Source organism: Streptomyces sp. NPDC005266 (assembly GCF_040607655.1).
Taxonomy (GTDB): domain Bacteria; phylum Actinomycetota; class Actinomycetes; order Streptomycetales; family Streptomycetaceae; genus Streptomyces.
In genome coordinates this window covers 149,410-166,468 of the sequence record NZ_JBEXHC010000002.1, presented here as the reverse complement: position 1 = coordinate 166,468, position 17,059 = coordinate 149,410, and the positions used below count along the sequence as shown (strand labels likewise).

Sequence of the window (17,059 nt, the reverse complement as noted above, 5' to 3'; positions counted from 1 at the left end):
GGACGTCACCCTCTCTTGCTGTCCCGCCGGCCGGCCATCACCTGCTCGATCCACGAGCGCAGGGTGCCCGCCGGGGCGGCACCCGCGCGGCGGGCGACCGGCTCCCCCTTGTCCAGGATGAGCAGGGTCGGCACGGCCTGCACCTCGAACCGCTGGGCGAGGTGCGGATTGCGGTCGATGTCGACCTTGACGAGCTTGACCTTGCCCGCCAGCTCCGTGGCGACCTGCTCAAGTGCGGGGCTGACCATCCGGCAGGGCCCGCACCAGGTCGCCCACAGATCCACGACGACCAGGGGCGTCGCCTTCTCGGCGACCTCGGCGAAGTCGTGCTCGTCCGCGTCCACGATCCACGGCAGCGCCGACTTGCAATTGCCGCACCGGGGAGCGCCCTCGGCCGCCGCGGGGATCTTGTTCGCGCGTGCGCAGGTGGGGCACTTGATGGTCCGGGCTTTGATGGTCTGGCTTGGCATGGCTGGTCACGCGGCCTCTCCGACTTCCTGTCGGGCGCGCTCTTCGACGCGCTCGCCCGATGGCTGTTCGTAGGTGACCACCAGCACGCCGTGCTGGGCGTCGACCCGGACGGTGGTGCCCTCCTGGACGTCGCCCTTCAGCAGCGCACGCCCGACGAGGGTCTCGACCTCGTGGGAGATGAAGCGGCGCAGCGGCCGGGCGCCGTAGATCGGGTCGTAGCCCTCGTGGGCGATGACCTTCCGGGCTTCGGGGGTGAGTTCGACGCCGATCCTGCGCTCGGCCAGCCGCTTGCGCAGATCGTCGAACTGCAGCTCCACGATGCGCTCGATCTGGCGCTCGCCCAGCGGCTTGAACAGCACGATGTCATCGACCCGGTTGAGGAACTCGGGGCGGAAGTGCCCGCGCAGCTCGCTCAGTACCAGGCCCCGGGCGTCCGGCTTGAGCTCGCCCTCGGAGGTGACGCCGTCCAGCAGGTGCACGGAGCCGATGTTGGAGGTCATGATGATGACGGTGTTGCGGAAGTCCACCACATGCCCCTGGGCGTCGGTGATCCTGCCGTCGTCGAGGACCTGCAGCAGGGTGTTGAAGACGTCGGGGTGCGCCTTCTCGATCTCGTCCAGGAGCACGACCGAGTACGGCTTGCGCCGCACCGCCTCGGTGAGCTGGCCGCCTTCCTCGTAGCCGACGTATCCCGGAGGGGCACCGAGCAGCCGGCTGACGGTGTGCCGCTCCTGGTACTCGCTCATGTCGAGGCGGACCATGTTCTCCTCGGTGTCGAAGAGGGCCGCCGCCAGCGCCTTGGCCAGCTCGGTCTTTCCGACGCCGGTGGGGCCGAGGAAGATGAACGATCCGATCGGCCGGCGCGGGTCCCGGATGCCGGAGCGGGCGCGGATGATGGCGTCGGAGACGACCTTGACCGCCTCGTCCTGGCCGATGACGCGCTCCTGCAGGATCGTGTCCAGGCGCAGCAGCTTCTCCCGTTCGCCCTCCTTGAGGCGGGAGACCGGGATTCCGGTCCAGGCCGAGACGATGTCGCTGATCTCGTCCTCGGTGACGACCTCGCGCAGCAGCCGGTGCTCGCCCTGCCTGGCGGCCAGCTGGTCCTCCTCGGCGGCCAGCTTGCGCTCCAGCTCCTGGAGCTTGCCGTAGCGCAGTTCGGCGGCGCGGTTGAGGTCGTAGGTGCGTTCGGCCTCCTCGGCCTCGCGGCGCACCTCCTCCAGTTCCCTGCGCAGCTCCTGCACCCGGCGGATGGACTGCCGCTCGGCCTCCCACTGGGCGTGTTTGGCGTCGGCCTCGGCCCGCAGGTCGGCGAGTTCCTTGCGCAGTTCCTCCAGCCGCTGCCGGCTTGCCGGGTCGGTCTCCTTGGAGAGCGCGGCCTCCTCGATCTCCAGCCGGGTGACTCGGCGGGTGATCTCGTCCAGCTCGGCGGGCATGGAGTCGATCTCGGTACGCAGCCGGGCACAGGCCTCGTCGACCAGATCGATGGCCTTGTCGGGCAGGAACCGGTCGGTGATGTAGCGGTGGCTCATGGTGGCGGCGGCGACCAGGGCGGTGTCCTGGATCTTGACGCCGTGGAAGACCTCCAGCCGCTCGCGCAGGCCCCGCAGGATGGAGATGGTGTCCTCCACGCTGGGCTCGTCCACCAGCACCATCTGGAAGCGGCGCTCCAGCGCGGCGTCCTTCTCGATGTACTTGCGGTACTCGTCCAGGGTGGTCGCCCCGATCATGTGCAGCTCGCCGCGGGCCAGCATCGGCTTGAGCATGTTCCCCGCGTCCATGGCGCCCTCCGCCGCCCCGGCGCCGACCACGGTGTGCAGCTCGTCGACGAACAGCAGGATCCTGCCCTGAGCGGCCTTGACCTCGGCCAGTACGGCCTTGAGCCGCTCCTCGAACTCCCCGCGGTACTTCGCGCCGGCGACCAGGGAGCCCATGTCCAGGGCGAAGACGGTCTTGTCGCGCAGCCCCTCGGGCACATCACCGCGTACGATGCGCTGCGCCAGGCCCTCGACGATGGCGGTCTTGCCGACACCGGGGTCACCGATGAGCACCGGGTTGTTCTTCGACTTGCGGCTGAGGATCTGGGTCACCCGGCGGATCTCGGCGTCCCGGCCGATGACCGGGTCCAGCTTGCCGGAACGGGCCTCCAGGACCAGGTCACGGCCGTACTTCTCCAGCGCCTCGTACGCCACTTCCGGGTTGGCGGAGGTGACCCGCTGGCTGCCGCGGACCTGGGTGAGGGCGTGCAGGAACGCGTCCTTGGTGATGCCGTGCTCCTTGAGCACGCGTCCGGCCGCGGTCCCCGACCCCTCGTCGGTGAACGCGAGGACGAGGTGTTCGACCGATACGTACTCGTCCTTGAGCCGCTTGGCCTCCTGCTCGGCGGTGTCCAGCAGCTGGGAGAGGCGCTGGGTGATGAAGACCTGTCCGGGGGCGGCGCCGGGGCCGGTGACCTTCGGCTTGCGCGCCAGCTCGGCCTCCAGCATCGAGCGCATCGCCGCAGGGTCGGCGCCCACCTGGGTGACCAGCCGCGGGACCAGACCCTCCGGCTGGTCGAGGAGGGCGAACAGCAGATGCTCGCCGTCGACTTCGGTGTGCCCGAACCGCATCGCGGTGGTCTGGGCGTTCTGGAGGGCTTCCTGGGACTTCTCGGTGAGACGGTTCATGTCCATGGCGGTTGATCACTCCTCGCGCCGCTGCGGCGCAGTGCGTCTTCGAGCCGGTCGATGCGGTCGAGCAGATCGAGTACCAGACCGATGGAGGCGTAGTTCAGGCACATTCCGGCGTGCAGCCGCTCGATGCGGCCCAGCACCGCCGGGGCGGAGGGGGCGAACACCAGCCGCCCCGCATGGTCACGCTCGGCGTCGACGAGGCCGAGGGCGACGAACCTCGCCACCAGGCCGGGATGGAGCCCGGTGCGACGGGCCACGGTCTCAAGCGAGAGCCTGCGGGCGGGCACCAGGTCGTAGTGGATGGACGGGACAGGCGCGTACCTCGTGTCCGTCCGCGCCGTGGTCGGATGGTGGGCGGGGTAGCTGCTCATCGCTCACTCCTGGGATCGAAGGAGGAGGTGGCGGCGAGCGCTTCGAACAGCTCCCGCTCGCGGTCGGTGAGTTCGGGCGGCACCATGATGCGGATCTCGGCGTAGAGGTCGCCGTCCGGACCGCGGGGGCTGGGCATGCCCTCGCCGCGCAGCCTCAGCTTGCGGCCGCTGGAGGTGCCGGGGGGAACCGTCACCTTGGCGGTGCCGCCGGGGGTGGGCACGGGGACGGTCGCGCCGAGCGCGGCCTCCCAGGGAGCGACCGGAAGGTGGACATGGACGTTTCGACCGTCCAGCCGGAACCGCGGGTGCGGCAGGATCCGTACCCGCAGATACAGGTCGCCCGCCGGGGCGTCACCGGTGCCGCGGCCGCCCTGTCCGGCCAGCCGGATGCGCTGGCCGTCCACGACGCCGGGCGGGACGTCGACCTCGAAGCTGCGCCGGCCCGAGGGCCCGGCCAGGGTGACGGTGCGGCGGCCCCCGTGGTACGCGTCCTCGACGGTGAGCGGCAGTTCGGCCTCCTGGTCAGGGCCGGGGATGTCCACGCGGCCTGCGCCCCGGCCCCCCACGCCGCCGCCGAAGAACGAGCCGAACAGGTCCTCGAAGTCCACTCCGCCGCCCCCCATGTCGTCGCCGAAGCCACGGACGAACCGGACCCGGTCCCCGTCCCCGGACGTCGTCCAGCCGCGGAATCCGCCGCCACCGCCGCCGACACCGGCGCCGACCCGCTCCTCCCAGTCCTCGGGAACCTTGCGGTAGTCCTCGCCGAACCGGTCATAACGGGCACGGGTCTTCGGGTCGGAGAGCGCGGCGTACGCCTCGTTGAGCTCCTTGAAGCGCTCCTCGGCCTGGGGGTCCTTGTTCACATCCGGGTGGTACTTGCGGGCCAGCTTGCGGAACGCCTGCTGGATCTCGTCCTGGCTCGCGCCCCGGGAAACCCCGAGTACGTCGTAGAAGTCCCGTGCCATGGCCGGTCACTCCCGTTTGGCGACGGCGACGGCGACCGGCCTCAGCTGTTTGTCGGCCTTCCCGTAGCCGGGGCGCAGCACCTGCACCACCGTCCCCGGTTCCACGTCGGCGTTCTCGACCACGCCCACCACCTCGTGCCGGGTCGGGTCGAACGGCACACCCGTCTCGGCCTCCCGCTCGTAGCCGAGCCGGGCCAGGGCGTCCACGGCCTGGTCGTGCACGGCCCTGATGCCCTCCACGATCGCCTCGGGGTCGGATCCGGCGTGGGCCAAGGCGAGTTCGAGGTTGTCGATGACGGGCAGCAGCGCCGAGGCGGTGCGGGCCCGCTCGGCGGCCCGCTCCCGCTCCAGGTCCCTGGCGTGGCGCTTGCGCAGATTGTCCAGATCGGCCAGGGCGCGCCGCCACTTGTCCTCGAGCTCCGCCAGGGCCGCCTTCTGCTCGGCCCGCTCGCCCCCGGGCGGGGCGGGCCCCCCGGCCGCGTCCGGGCCGGGCTCCTGGGGCGGCTCCGCCTGCTCCTGGGGCTCGGGGGCGGGCAGATCCTGTTCGGGCTCCGGTGCCGCGCCCTCCGGCACCGGGTCTCGCTCCTGGGGTTGGTCGGACACGTCAGCCGCCTCAGCCCTTGTCGAACTCGGCGTCGATCACGTCTTCGTCGACGCCCTCACCGGCTTGCCCCGGCCCGGCGCCCTGGGGTCCGCCGGCCCCGGCCTCGCCGCCTGCCGCGCCCGCGCCCGCGGCGGCCTCCGCGCCATGGGCCTGCAGCCCGGCGTAGACCTGCTGGAGCTCGGAGATCAGCGGCCTGACCTTGTCCACGCCGGCCTCGTCCTTGACGGCCTGACGGGCCTCGGTCACCAGCATCTCGGCACGCGACTTCTCGTGCGAGGGCGCGGCGTCGCCCAGCTCCTGCAGCCGCTTCTCGACCTGGTAGGCGATGGCGTCCAGTTCGTTACGGGCATCCACGGCCTCGCGCAGCGCCTGGTCCTCGCCGCGGTTGCGCTCGGCCTCCTGGACCATGCGCTCGACTTCCTCGCGGTCGAGGTTGCCGGTCTCGCTGATCTGGATGGACTGCTCCTTGCCGGTGTCCTTGTCCCGTGCCGTGACATTGAGAATGCCGTTGGCGTCGATGTCGGTGGTGACCTCGACCTGCGGCTCACCGCGCGGCCCCGGGCGGATGCCGCTCAGCTGGAAGCGGCCGAGCACCCGGTTGTCGGCGGCCCGTTCGCGCTCACCCTGGAGGATCACCACATCGACGGCCTCCTGGTTGTCCTCGGCGGTGGAGAAGGTCTCCGTGCGGCGCACCGGAATGGTGGTGTTCCGGTCGATGATCTTCGTCATCACACCGCCGCGGGTCTCGACGCCCAGCGAGAGCGGGGTGACGTCCAGCAGCAGCACGTCCTTGACCTCACCCTTGAGCACCCCGGCCTGGATCGCGGCGCCCAGCGCCACGACCTCGTCGGGGTTCACGCTCATATTGGGCTCCTTGCCGCCGGTCAGCCGGCGCACCAGCGCCTGGACGGCCGGGATCCGGGTGGAGCCACCGACGAGGATGACCTCGTCGACATCGTTCTCGCTGACCTTGGCGTCCCCCATGGCCTGCTGGACCGGGCCGAGGCAGCGCTCCACCAGGTCGGAGGTGATCTGCTCGAATGTGGACCGCATGATCGTTTCGGTCAGGTGCTTGGGCCCGGAGGCATCGGCGGTGATGAACGGCAGATTGACCTGCGTCTGGGTCACCGAGCTCAGCTCCACCTTGGCCTTCTCCGCCGCCTCGAAGAGCCGCTGCAGCGCCTGCGGGTCCTGGCGCAGATCGATACCGGTGTCTCGCTGGAACTCGTCGGCAAGGTAGTCGACCAGGCGCCGGTCGAAGTCGTCGCCGCCGAGGTGGCTGTCGCCCGCGGTGGAGCGCACCTCCACCACGCCGTCGCCCACGTCGAGAATGGACACGTCGAAGGTGCCGCCGCCGAGGTCAAAGACGAGCACCGTCTCGTGCTCCTTCTTGTCCATGCCGTAGGCGAGGGCGGCCGCGGTCGGCTCGTTGATGATCCGCAGCACCTCCAGGCCCGCGATCTGGCCGGCGTCCTTGGTGGCGCTGCGCTGGGCGTCGTTGAAGTACGCGGGCACGGTGATGACCGCCTCGGTCACCCTCTCGCCCAGCTGCTTCCCGGCGTCATCGGCGAGCTTGCGCAGCACCAGGGCGCTGATCTCCTCCGGCGAGTACAGCTTGTCGCGCACCTTGAAGCGCGCGAGGCCGTGCTCGTCCTCGACGACGTCATAGGCGACCGCCTTCGCCTCGTCCGACACCTCGTCGAACTTGCGGCCGATGAAGCGCTTGGCCGAGTAGATGGTTCCCTTGGGGTTGAGGATCGCCTGGCGCCGGGCCAGCTGACCCACCAGCCGCTCACCGGTGTCGGTGAACCCCACGACAGACGGGGTGGTGCGGCTGCCTTCGGCATTGGGGATGACCGAGGCTTCACCGCCTTCCCACGCGGCGATGACCGAGTTGGTGGTGCCCAGGTCGATACCGACTGCCTTGGCCATGGCAACTCCTTCCGAGGCGGCCGCGGATATTCGGCCCCAGTGCCCGGTCGGGCGACGGGGTCGGGATTACGGGACCTACGTCGCAAGAGTGGCAAAACCGGGCACTTGTCCGCCTGCGCCTGCGGGGTCGAATTTCGCCGCCCCAGTCCGCCACCGAGGACAAAGTAAGAGCCGGGCGCGGGACGGGCGGCCCCGCGCCCGGGCAGACCGATGCCGCATTGCGGTCAGCCGGAACCGTCCGGGTGCAGGATGACCTTGGTCCAGCCCTCGTCCCGGCGGTCGAAGTGGTCGTAGCCGTTGGGGGCCTGGTCCAGTGGGAGCTCATGGGAGACCACCCAGCTGGGCTTGGCCTTGCCCCCGGCGATCAGGTCGCGCAGCTGGCGGTTGTACCTCTTCACCGGTGCCTGGCCGGTGCCGATCTTCTGGCCCTTGAACCACAGCTTGCCCCAGTCGATGGGCACCTGGCCCTTGGCCTCGAAGTCGCCGATCTGGGGCTGGGCTTCCCTGCCGCCCGGGTCCTCGGGGACGAACACGCCCACCACGCCGATGCAGCCGGTGAAGCGGACGTTCTCGATCAGGCCGTTCATGGTCATGGAGGCGTCCTCGCGGCCCGACGGGTCATGGGCCTGGTAGCCGACGCACTCGCAGCCGTTGTCGGCACCGAGCCCCAAGGTGGCTTCCTTGATGACCTCGCCCGGGTCCTGCTCGCGCATGTCGATCGGAATGGCGCCGATCTCCTCGGCCTTGCGCAGCCGATCGGTGTGGAAGTCGCACACCCACACCCGTCCAGCACCCTTGATCACCGCCGAGTAGGCCGCCATCAGCCCCACGGGACCCGCACCGTAGATGACGGTCTGGTCCCCGGGCTTGACGCCCGCCATCTCGGTGGCGTGGTAGCCGGTGGGGAAGATGTCGGCCAGCATCACGTAGTCCGTCTGGCGCTCTTCGGCGTCCTCGCCCAGCCGCAGCGCGTTGAAGTCCGCGTACGGCACGCGCAGGAACTCGGCCTGGCCGCCCTGGTACGGCCCCATGTCCGCGAAGCCGTAAGCGGCTCCGGCGGCCGAGGGCTCCGGCTGCATGGTCAGGCAGTAGTTGGTCAAGCCGCGCTCGCACTGTTTGCAGAAACCGCAGGCGATGTTGAACGGCAGCACCACATACATGCCGACCTTGAGCTTTCTGACCGCCGAGCCGACCTCGACGACCTGCCCCAGGTTCTCGTGCCCGAAGACGCGGCCCTTCTCGAACGACGTACGCCCTTCGTACATGTGCAGATCGGAGCCACAGATATTGGTGGTGGTGATTTTGACGATCGCGTCGCAGGGGTGCTCGATGCTCGGGTCGGGCTTCTCCTCGACCGCGACGTTCCGCGGTCCTTCGTATACAGCTGCTTTCATGATCACTCCTCGTCTCACCACCCCACGCCGTGCGCCCACTGTCGTCATCGGGCCCGAGGCCGCGAGTGATGGTGGATGGATGGTGGCGCGACCGTCGTGTCCGTGCGGCCGAAGTGCGTTGGCGGCACGTGCTGCCTGCTGTGGGAGACGAGTCGCCTCTTTCTCTCCACGGTCTCATCCGGTGTGCCCGAACGCGACCGCAGCCGGTGGGGGTGGGGGCGGCGCCCTCGGCCCCCGCTCAGTCGTCCGAGAGATCCTGCTCGGCCCAGATGGTCTTGCCACGGACCTCCAGGCGAGTGCCCCAGCGCTGGGCGAGTTGGGCCACCAGGAAGAGGCCGCGGCCACCCTCGTCAAGCGCGCGGGCCCGGCGCAGATGCGGTGCCGTGCTGCTGGAGTCGGAGACCTCGCAGATGAGCGTGCGGTCGCGGATCAGGCGCAGCCGGATGGGGGGTTGACCGTAGTGGATCGCATTGGTGACCAGTTCGCTGACGACCAGCTCGGTGGTGAAGACCAGCTTCTCCAGTCCCCAGTCCATCAGTTGGGCGGTGACCTCCCGCCGGATCCGGGAGACGACGGCGGGTTCCGGGGGGATCTCCCAGGTGGCGACCCGGTCGGGGCCGAAAGCTCGGGCGCGGGCGAGAAGCAGGGCGACATCGTCGTCGGGGCGGGCGGGGAGCAGAGTCCGCAGGACGGTGTCACCGAGGGCGTCCAGGGACGGGGCCGGTTGGGCGAGGGCGTCGCACAGCGCGTCGAGTCCCTCGTCGATCGCGCGGTCGCGGCTCTTGACCAGGCCATCGGTGTAGAGGGCGAGGAGACTGCCCTCGGACAGTTCGGTCTCGACCGCTTCGAAGGGCAGGGTGCCCAGTCCGAGGGGCGGGCCGCTGGGGAGGTCGAGAATGTCGGCGGTGCCGTCCGGGGTGACCACGGCGGGCGGGGGGTGGCCGGCGCTGGCGAGCGTGCAGTGGCGGGAGACCGGGTCGTAGATGGCGTACAGGCAGGTGGCGCCGGTGGCCCCGGGGATTTCGGAGTCCTCGTCGGCCGACAGGCGGGTGACGAGGTCGTCGAGGTGGGTGAGCAGCTCGCCGGGAGGCAGATCGATATCGGCCAGGGTGCGCATCGCGCTGCGCAGCCGCCCGCCGGCGGCGGACGCCTGGATGCCGCGGCCCACGGCATCGCCGACCGCCAGGGCGGCGCGGGCGCCGGAGAGCGGGATCGCGTCGAACCAGTCGCCGCCCACGCCGGCCCGGGCTTCGGAGGGCAGATAGCGCGAGGTGACCTCCATCGCTGTCAGGTCGGGCAAGCGCCGCGGCAGCAGGTTGCGCTGCAGGGTCATGGCCGTCATGCGCTCGCGCTTGTAGCGGCGTGCGTTGTCGATGGACACGGCCGCTCGGGCCGTGATCTCCTCGGCCAGCAGCAGGTCGTCCTGGGCGAAGGGCACCGGCGACCGGTGGCGGGCGTAGAACGCCACGCCGAAGGTGACACCGCGAGCGCGTATCGGCACCACCATCTCCGAGTGGATCCCGTACTCCCGGATCCGGGCGGCCCGGGCGGGGTCCTGGGCCTCCCATCGGGCCATGAGATCGTCGGTCACCTGGTACAGGGCGGCCCGGCCTTCGGCCAGGCACTCGGCCGACGGTGAGGACTCCGGGTGGATGTCCAGTTCACCCACGTCGACCACGGCCTCCGGGGTTCCGGGGAGGACGGACCGATGGGCGGCGCGACGCATGGTGATGGGGCCGGACAGCCGGTCCGAGGGCGGTACTTCGCCACGATCGAGGAAGGTGAGCAGGTCGACGCCGGCGAAGTCGGCGAGCCGGGGGACGGCCACGTCGGCCAGTTCACGGGCGACATGTGCCATGTCCAGGGTGCTGCCGATGCGCTTCCCCGCCTCGTTGAGCAGCAGCAACCGCTGCTGGGCCTGGTGCAGCCGGGTCGTGTCGTGCGCCGCGAAGCACACGCCGTACAGATGGCCGGTGTGGTCCTTGAGCGGCGCGAGGGAGACCGACCACGCGTGTTCGCGGCGCTCGCCCGGCACCCGCAGATATGCCTCCAGGGACTGCCGTTCGCCGCTTTCCACCACGCGGCGCATGGCCTGCTCGGTCTTCTCGCTGTCCGGGTGCGACCAGATCTGCGGCAGCCGCAGACCGCGCATCCGATCCTCCGTGAGGGCGGCGGCGGCCTCCATTTCGGCGTTCGCCCGCACCAGTCGCAGGTCCGTGTCGAAGACCGCCAGAATGCACGGGGCCTGGGCGAACGCTCCCAGCGCCGGCGCGTCGGCCTCGAGCGGCCACGGTTCCCGCGCCACGGCGGACACCAGGAGCCACCCGGTGGCCCCGCCGTCCGCCACCACGCGGTGCGCCAGCAGCTCCACGTCCACGCGGTGGCCGTCACGATGGCGCAGCGCCACCCGTCCGCTCCACCTCGACCGGCCGGCCAGGCATCGCCCGGCCTCCTCGGCGGCGGCCCCGGCGAGCAAATCGGTCACCGCTCGTCCCACGGCCTCCTCGGGCCGGTAGCCGAGCAGCTGCTGAGCCCCCTCGCTCCACCCGGTCACGACGCCGTGCTCATCCATCGTGGCCGTGGCCAGGTAGGCCACGTCGCGAACCTCGTTCACCACGGAGGACATCGTCTTACGGTCCCGGCGGTTGCCACTCGACCATCAGAATCGTGGCGTCGTCGCTGAGTTCGTTGCGCCGGTGATCGAGGATGGCGTGGATGAGCAGGCGGAGCACCTCCGTGGCGTTCTGCCCGGCGGCGGTCGACCGGATGATGTAGTCGGTGAAACGCTCCAAGCCGAATTCTTCGCCTCCCTCGTCGCGCGATTCCACGACACCGTCCGTGTAGAGCAGAATCCGGTCACCGGGTTCGAGGGTCGTCTCGTGTATCTGCCGCGGACCGCCGGTCAGGCTGGCGGGCAGACCCAGCGGAGGCTCGGAAGCCCGCTCCAGTTCCTTCTCGAGCAATCGGTGGCGGCGGATGAGCAAGGGTGACGGATGTCCGCAGTTGGACCAGCGCAGCACTCCGGTGGGCATGTGCAGCTGGGAGAAGATACCGGTGCAGAACTGATCCGGAAGCCATGTCGACAGCGCCTTGTCCACGGCGGTGACGAGCGCCGCCAGATCGGCGCCCGTGCGCCGGGCATTGCGGGAACCCGCCATGGCCACGGAGGTGGCGAGGCCGGACGCCAGGTCGTGGCCCATGGCGTCGAGGATCGTGGCGTGCAGCAGGTCCTCGGTGAACGAGTGGTCGAAGGCGTCGCCGGCCAGTTCGTAGGCGGGCTCCAGGACCGCGGTGGAGACTACCCGGCCGGTGCCGATCGAGCGTGGCGGGAGAAAGGCCCTCAGCATCTCCGTGGGCAGTTGCATGGGCCGGGTCCGTGTCCGCTGCGCGAAGGTGTCGATGTAGGTGCGCTTGGACGTGATCATCAAGCCGAGGAGCGACGCCATCGCCCGGCTCCGCCACAGCTTCAGCCCGTCCAGGCTGTCCATCCGCAGTCGCAGGACTCCCAGCCGCTCCGCCCCGTTGACCAGCGGCAGCCATACGGCCAGCCCGCCCGAGCCGTCCTCTTCCACCCGCAGGGAGTCCGTGCGGTAGGCCCATCCGGCCAGGGACGCGTCGACCCGCAGGTCCGGCTCGTCCTCGGCCAGCGGCATCAGCAGCCTCTGCTGGAGATCGATCAGATAGACGACGGCACGGCCCAGGCTCATGGCCCCGGCATAGCGGTTCAGGACCTCCGGCAGCTCCGCGGGGGAGGCCTGCTGGGCGGCCCTGACCAGCTCCTCCAGCAGTTTCTCGGCGGCCCCGGCAGAGGTCGACACGTCCGCGTCCACCATACGAGCAACTCTACGGCCACCCTTCGTGCGACGTCGTCCGCGACCATCCGGACGGCCCGCGGGGTGGGGCTCAGTCCTCCTCCGTAGGCGGCCGGGGCGCGGCCTCGCGTTCCCCGGGGCCCCTTGTTTCTTCTCTCTTCTCTTCCTCTGCCACTCTCTTCTCTTCCTCTGCCGCCTGTACGCGCCGCTCCTGCCGGGACGACTCGACGTCCCGTTCCAGTGGCGTGCGCCCTACGGCGGTCGTCAGCTCCTCCAGCGCCCGCACCAAAAGTTCCGCCCCACGCCGCACCACCGGCTCCTCTCCGCTGTCGGCACTCTCCCAGGCCTCGAGCGCCTCCTTGACCCGGTGCCAGTCCGGGTCCCGCCGTTCCCGCACATCCCGCGCTGCCTGCGCGGTGTCCGCCTCCAGGGCCTCCGCGAACCGCGCGGCTTCCGGAACAGGGCGCGTACCGCGTTCCGGAAGGTGGGTCTCCAGCAGCATCGCCGCCCGCCCGGACGAGTTGATCGCGTCCTCGGCCTCCTCCGCCTGGCTGGGGCTGAGTCCCTGATGACGCACGGGCTCCCGCTTGGCCCGCTCGAATGCCTCGTCCCACGCGGCGTGCGCCCTTCGGCCGGCGAGCAGCGCCCGCCGTACCCGGGCACGGTGCTGCCGGGGATCGGCATAGCCGCCGACCACGGCCGCCGCGTACCGACCGGTCGCGGCGAGCCAGTCAGCGAGCCGGTCGCGCAACCGCGGTGTCTCCCAGGCCGGGAAAATCACGTAGGCCACCATCGCGAGCACCCCGCCGAGCAGGGTGAGCAGGAGCCGGTCCCGCACGGTCTGGTGCCACTCCTGGCCGCCCATCCCGAGCAGGAAGACGACGTACGCCGCCGTGGAGGCCTGCGAGGCCGCGTACCCGGTGCGCATCAGCAGATACGTCAGCGCGGCCGAGGCCACGGCCAGCCCGCCGGCCAGGTAGGCGTGCGGGTGGGTCAGCTCCACCGCTCCCGTGGCCAGCCCGACGCCCACCGAGGTGCCGACGAAGCGGGCCACGGCGCGGCTGTAGGTCCGGTGGAAGTCCGGTCGCATCACCATCACGGAGGTGACCGGCACCCAGTAGCCATGGCCCAGCGGGAGCTCCGTACCGAGCAGATAGCCGAGGCTGGCCACCGCCGCGAGACGCACGGCGTGCCGGAACACGGGCGAGTCGCCGTGGAGTTCACGGCGCATCGCGCGGAGGACGACCGGCACCAGCTGGAGCATCGTCGGCCGTACCAGTGGCGGCCGGTCCGCCCCACCGGAGGTACGGCCGCTCACCACGTGGGTGTCGCCGCTGTCGGCGATCTCCACCACCTCGGTGAGCAGGTCGGCCAGTTTCTGAGCGGCCTGTCGCGCGGGCCCCTCCAACACCTCGTCCTCCTCGTCGATCCGCAGGACCTCCATGGCCTCGGAGGGCGTCCTGACCGGGGTGCCGCGACGGATCGAGCGGGCGGCGGAGTCCAGGATCCGGGCGGCCGCGCCCAGCAGCTCCCGTGCCCGGTCCCGTCCCGGCCCCTCCACCGGAGCACCGATCCGAGGGTCGGCGAGGGCGGCGACAACGGGGCGGACGCGTTCAGCCAGGCCGCGGGGGCCGTGCAGGACGGCGGGCCGATGGCGCGCCTGCCACGGCGTGAGCATGGCGGCGCTCCGGGCGGTCATCAGCGGTTCCGGGTCGAACGGGGCCACCGGGTCCTGCCTCAGCCGCCTGGCGTAGTCCGCCACGGCGGCGAGGGCGTCGGCCAGGGCGTCCCGGTGAGCTCCCCACCTGCGGATGGGGAACAGCAGGATGAGCGTCGCCTGCACCACACCGCCGAATGCGATGACCGCGGCGTGCTCCAGGGCCTGCTCGACCGTGGTAGGCAGGGTGACGGTCACCAGCATGATGCCGACCGTCGCCGTCGCGACGATCCCGGCGGTCGGCCCCGCGGCCCAGGCCATCCCCGCGAGAAACGTCCACGCGGCGAGCAGCAGGAGGAAAAGCACCAGGTGCGCCCCCGCGAGATAGCCCAGGAAGGTGCTGACGGCCAGGCCGGCGCCCGCCGCCAGCGCGATCACCTTGCGCGGCCGCCAGCTCCGCTGGAACGTCGCGGCACCGGCCGAGAAGGCGCCGAAGGCGGCGGAGGCGGCATATGTCGGGGAGACGGCCCACAGCGCGAGCCCGATCACGATGGCCACTCCGGCCGCCGCCCGCAACGCGACCAGGGGTTCGAGCCGGTTGCGCTCGATCATTAGCCCGGACCGCACAATCTCCTTCAGCGATTGCGCCCACGTCACGCAGCCGAGCCTAGGCGGAAGCGGCGGCGGTCCGCGTCAGCCGCACCGGGGCTGTCGCGACCCCGGAGAGGAATGTATCGGCGCAATCTGGACATGGGTGAGTAGCCTGGGTGACGGCAGTCGGGGGAACAGTTCTCCAGGAAGGCGCCGGAATCCTCACCATGACCGCGATCTCGGGCAGGGCTGACGGATCTCAGCGGGAGGCCTGGGGGCGGGAACACGTGGCCAACCTCTTCAGCCTGTTCGTGCTTTCCATGATCATGAACGACGGCCAGGACGAGCGTGACATCCTGCGGCTCGCACTGAGCTCGGTGGGCGCACTCGGTCCCTGCCGGGCCGAGGCGGGCTTCCTCACCCTCGGCGAGCCCCCGGTCCGTACGCCCGTCGAATGGCCGCACGCCATCTCCGACTTGGACGACCAGCTTCAGCACCTGCGTGGCCAGGAAGGGCCGATCCGGGTGCCGGGCCGGAAGTGGGGGCGGGCCGTCGCCCTGCACACGAGGAACGGGGGCATCGGCTATCTGGTGGTCAGCGCGCCGACGCGGCCCGCCGGCGACGATGTCTTCCTGATCCATGTTCTCGCCCAGCAGACCGCGGCGGCCCTGATGAACGCCACGGCCCGGCGGAGCGAACGCGATCACGCCCGGGAGCTGCGGGAGCTCAACGAGGGCCGCGCGGCCGTGAACGCCCGGCTGGCCACCTCAGTCGCCGAGCTGGAGCACCAGCGCACCGTCCATGAGGCACTCAGCGAGGCGACGGCGAGCGGTGGCGGTGTGGCGGGCATCGCCGGCGCCGTACACCGGCTCACCGGATACCCCGTCGCCGTCGAGGACCGCTTCGGCAACCTCCAGGCCTGGGCGGGACCGGGCCGCCCCGATCCGTACCCGAAACCCGACGCCACCCAGCACGAGGAACTGCTGCAGGAAGCGGCGCGCCGGCTGTGCCCGGTGCGGGTGGGTAAGCGGCTCATCTCCCTGGCCGCCTATCGCGGCGAGGTCCTCGGTGCCATGGCCCTGGTCGACACGGCGGGAAGCGCCGGTGAGCGGGAGGAATTCACCCTCGACCAGGCATGCGCCGCGCTGTCCCTGGAACTGGCCCACCTGCGCAACCTCGCCGAGGTCGAGCTCCGGCTGCGCCGTGAGCTGGTCGACGATCTGATCACCGGCACCGATGACGAGAGCGGCTACGCCCGGGCCGCCGCCGTCGGCCATGATCTGCACGGCCCTCACTATCTCGCCGTGGTGCAGTGGGCGGGCAGGGCGGCCGACGACGCGTTCGTGCAGGCCGTCGCCCGTGCGGCCGCGAGTCTGCGGATGCGGTCGTTGCCGGCCAGAAGGCCGGGCATGGCCGTCCTCGTATGCCAGGGGCGGCCGCGCGGAGAAGCGCTGCACCAGGCGGTGGTCCGGGAACTGGGCTCACCCACCGGTTCGATCGGGGTGGGGGGCCGCTGCGACACTCCGGGCGAGATACCGCGCTCCTTCAGTGAAGCGCTGCGGGCACTCGAGGTCCGGCAGCGCTCGGGGTCGCCCAACGGCACGACGGCCTTCGACGAACTGGGCCTCTACCGCATCCTCGGGCCGGGAGGCGACTACCGGGAGGTCAAAGAGTTCGTCCGGGTATGGCTCGGCCCGCTCCTGGACTACGACGCCGCACACCACGCGGATCTGACCCAGACCCTCTCCCAGTACTTCGAGTGCGGCGGCAACTACGACGGGACGGCCGCCGCCCTCGGAATCCACCGCAGCACGCTGCGCTACCGGCTCCAGCGCATCCGCGACGTCAGCGGCAGCGACCTCGCGGACGTCGACAGCCGGCTGAATCTGCACGTCGCCACCCGGGTGTGGAAAGTCCTGGGCGGCTAGTCCCGATCGGAAAGAGACCGATGGCCATGGACAGAGAGGAAGCCGGACCGGCGGCCGTCGCCTCGGTGGGCGGAGTGCCCCTGACCGCCGGCGACCATGTCTGCGCGCTGTACCGGGGACACGCCGAGCGGGACCAGCTCCTCTCCCCGTTCTTCGCGGACGGCCTCCGCGACGGACACATCTGCCTCCTGCTGGCCGCCCGGAACGACGGCGGGGCATTCTCCGACGCACAGGCCGCGGAGCTCCCTTCGGCCGACGGCACGCCCGGCCACCTCCAGATCAAGGAACCGCAGGAGAGCTATCTGCTGAACGGGACCTTCGACGGCGACGGCATGCTGGATCTGCTCCACACCTGGTCCGCCGGCTTCCGGCACGAGGCCGGCCGCTTCGCCCGCCTGGCCGCCGATATGAGCTGGGCCGGGCCCCTGGTGCAGCCTGCCTTCATCCAGGAGGTTTTGCGGTACGAGACAAAGGCGACCCGGTGGCTCAGGTCCAATCCACTGGTGGGAGTCTGCATGTACGACCTTGAGCTGTTCAGCGGCGACCTGATCATCCCCATGGTCAAGGCCCATCCGAAGGTCTGGTTCGGCGGCCGGGTCGTGGAGAATCCGTACTGTCCGGCCCCTGGGACGGAATCCGGCCCGACCGCCCGCGGATGACCTCCG

General features: G+C 70.8%; 12 protein-coding genes. 2 read left to right on the top strand and 10 right to left on the bottom strand.

The genetic code is table 11. The annotated features are described in order from the left end of the window. Positions 1-5: 5 nt before the first annotated feature. From trxA to ABZU99_RS04275, 10 genes are all read right to left on the bottom strand, one after another. The gene (trxA, locus tag ABZU99_RS04320) at positions 6-470 is read right to left on the bottom strand and encodes a thioredoxin (protein WP_355950927.1); all 465 of its coding nucleotides are present in this window, start codon (positions 468-470) and stop codon (positions 6-8) included. Between the two features lie 6 nt (positions 471-476). Next, positions 477-3,140 (bottom strand): ATP-dependent chaperone ClpB, encoded by a 2,664-nt coding sequence (clpB, locus tag ABZU99_RS04315; RefSeq protein WP_355950924.1) that lies wholly within the window; start codon positions 3,138-3,140, stop codon positions 477-479. Beyond that, complete coding sequence (locus tag ABZU99_RS04310; protein ID WP_355950921.1) at positions 3,131-3,511, bottom strand: chaperone modulator CbpM; 381 nt, start codon at positions 3,509-3,511, stop codon at positions 3,131-3,133. Before ABZU99_RS04310 ends, clpB begins: the two co-directional genes overlap by 10 nt. Beyond that, positions 3,508-4,476 carry a DnaJ C-terminal domain-containing protein gene (locus ABZU99_RS04305; RefSeq protein WP_355950918.1) on the bottom strand — a complete coding sequence of 323 codons (969 nt, stop codon included), beginning with the start codon at positions 4,474-4,476 and terminating at the stop codon, positions 3,508-3,510. The genes ABZU99_RS04310 and ABZU99_RS04305 overlap by 4 nt, the downstream gene beginning before the upstream one ends. 6 nt (positions 4,477-4,482) lie before the next feature. Then, positions 4,483-5,079 (bottom strand): nucleotide exchange factor GrpE, encoded by a 597-nt coding sequence (locus tag ABZU99_RS04300; RefSeq protein ID WP_355950915.1) that lies wholly within the window; start codon positions 5,077-5,079, stop codon positions 4,483-4,485. A 10-nt stretch (positions 5,080-5,089) separates the two neighbouring features. After that, positions 5,090-7,012, bottom strand: a complete 1,923-nt coding sequence (gene dnaK, locus ABZU99_RS04295; RefSeq protein ID WP_355950912.1) for a molecular chaperone DnaK — start codon at positions 7,010-7,012, stop codon at positions 5,090-5,092. A gap of 224 nt (positions 7,013-7,236) precedes the next feature. Further along, positions 7,237-8,406: a glutathione-independent formaldehyde dehydrogenase gene (locus tag ABZU99_RS04290; RefSeq protein ID WP_356047965.1), complete on the bottom strand. Its 1,170-nt coding sequence runs from the start codon at positions 8,404-8,406 to the stop codon at positions 7,237-7,239. A 238-nt stretch (positions 8,407-8,644) separates the two neighbouring features. Beyond that, positions 8,645-11,032 (bottom strand): SpoIIE family protein phosphatase, encoded by a 2,388-nt coding sequence (locus tag ABZU99_RS04285; protein ID WP_356227711.1) that lies wholly within the window; start codon positions 11,030-11,032, stop codon positions 8,645-8,647. A 4-nt stretch (positions 11,033-11,036) separates the two neighbouring features. Continuing rightward, on the bottom strand, positions 11,037-12,239 hold the full coding sequence (locus ABZU99_RS04280) for a PP2C family protein-serine/threonine phosphatase (protein ID WP_356047961.1): 1,203 nt from the start codon (positions 12,237-12,239) through the stop codon (positions 11,037-11,039). Positions 12,240-12,309: 70 nt separating this feature from the next. Next, positions 12,310-14,532, bottom strand: a complete 2,223-nt coding sequence (locus tag ABZU99_RS04275) for an FUSC family protein (RefSeq protein WP_355950900.1) — start codon at positions 14,530-14,532, stop codon at positions 12,310-12,312. Between the two features lie 221 nt (positions 14,533-14,753). On the opposite strand from ABZU99_RS04275, the gene ABZU99_RS04270 reads away from it, so the two are divergent. Continuing rightward, positions 14,754-16,394, top strand: coding sequence for a helix-turn-helix domain-containing protein (locus ABZU99_RS04270; RefSeq protein ID WP_356047959.1), 1,641 nt, complete (start codon positions 14,754-14,756; stop codon positions 16,392-16,394). Positions 16,395-16,420: 26 nt separating this feature from the next. After that, on the top strand, positions 16,421-17,053 hold the full coding sequence (locus tag ABZU99_RS04265; protein ID WP_356047957.1) for an MEDS domain-containing protein: 633 nt from the start codon (positions 16,421-16,423) through the stop codon (positions 17,051-17,053). Positions 17,054-17,059: the final 6 nt, after the last annotated feature.

Coding starts and splice junctions, on each gene's coding strand:
- trxA (WP_355950927.1), bottom strand. CDS start 470: ATGCCAAGCCAGACCATCAAAGCCCGGACCATCAAGTGCCCCACCTGC.
- clpB (WP_355950924.1), bottom strand. CDS start 3,140: ATGGACATGAACCGTCTCACCGAGAAGTCCCAGGAAGCCCTCCAGAAC.
- ABZU99_RS04310 (WP_355950921.1), bottom strand. CDS start 3,511: ATGAGCAGCTACCCCGCCCACCATCCGACCACGGCGCGGACGGACACG.
- ABZU99_RS04305 (WP_355950918.1), bottom strand. CDS start 4,476: ATGGCACGGGACTTCTACGACGTACTCGGGGTTTCCCGGGGCGCGAGC.
- dnaK (WP_355950912.1), bottom strand. CDS start 7,012: ATGGCCAAGGCAGTCGGTATCGACCTGGGCACCACCAACTCGGTCATC.
- ABZU99_RS04290 (WP_356047965.1), bottom strand. CDS start 8,406: ATGAAAGCAGCTGTATACGAAGGACCGCGGAACGTCGCGGTCGAGGAG.
- ABZU99_RS04285 (WP_356227711.1), bottom strand. CDS start 11,032: ATGTCCTCCGTGGTGAACGAGGTTCGCGACGTGGCCTACCTGGCCACG.
- ABZU99_RS04280 (WP_356047961.1), bottom strand. CDS start 12,239: ATGGTGGACGCGGACGTGTCGACCTCTGCCGGGGCCGCCGAGAAACTG.
- ABZU99_RS04265 (WP_356047957.1), top strand. CDS start 16,421: ATGGACAGAGAGGAAGCCGGACCGGCGGCCGTCGCCTCGGTGGGCGGA.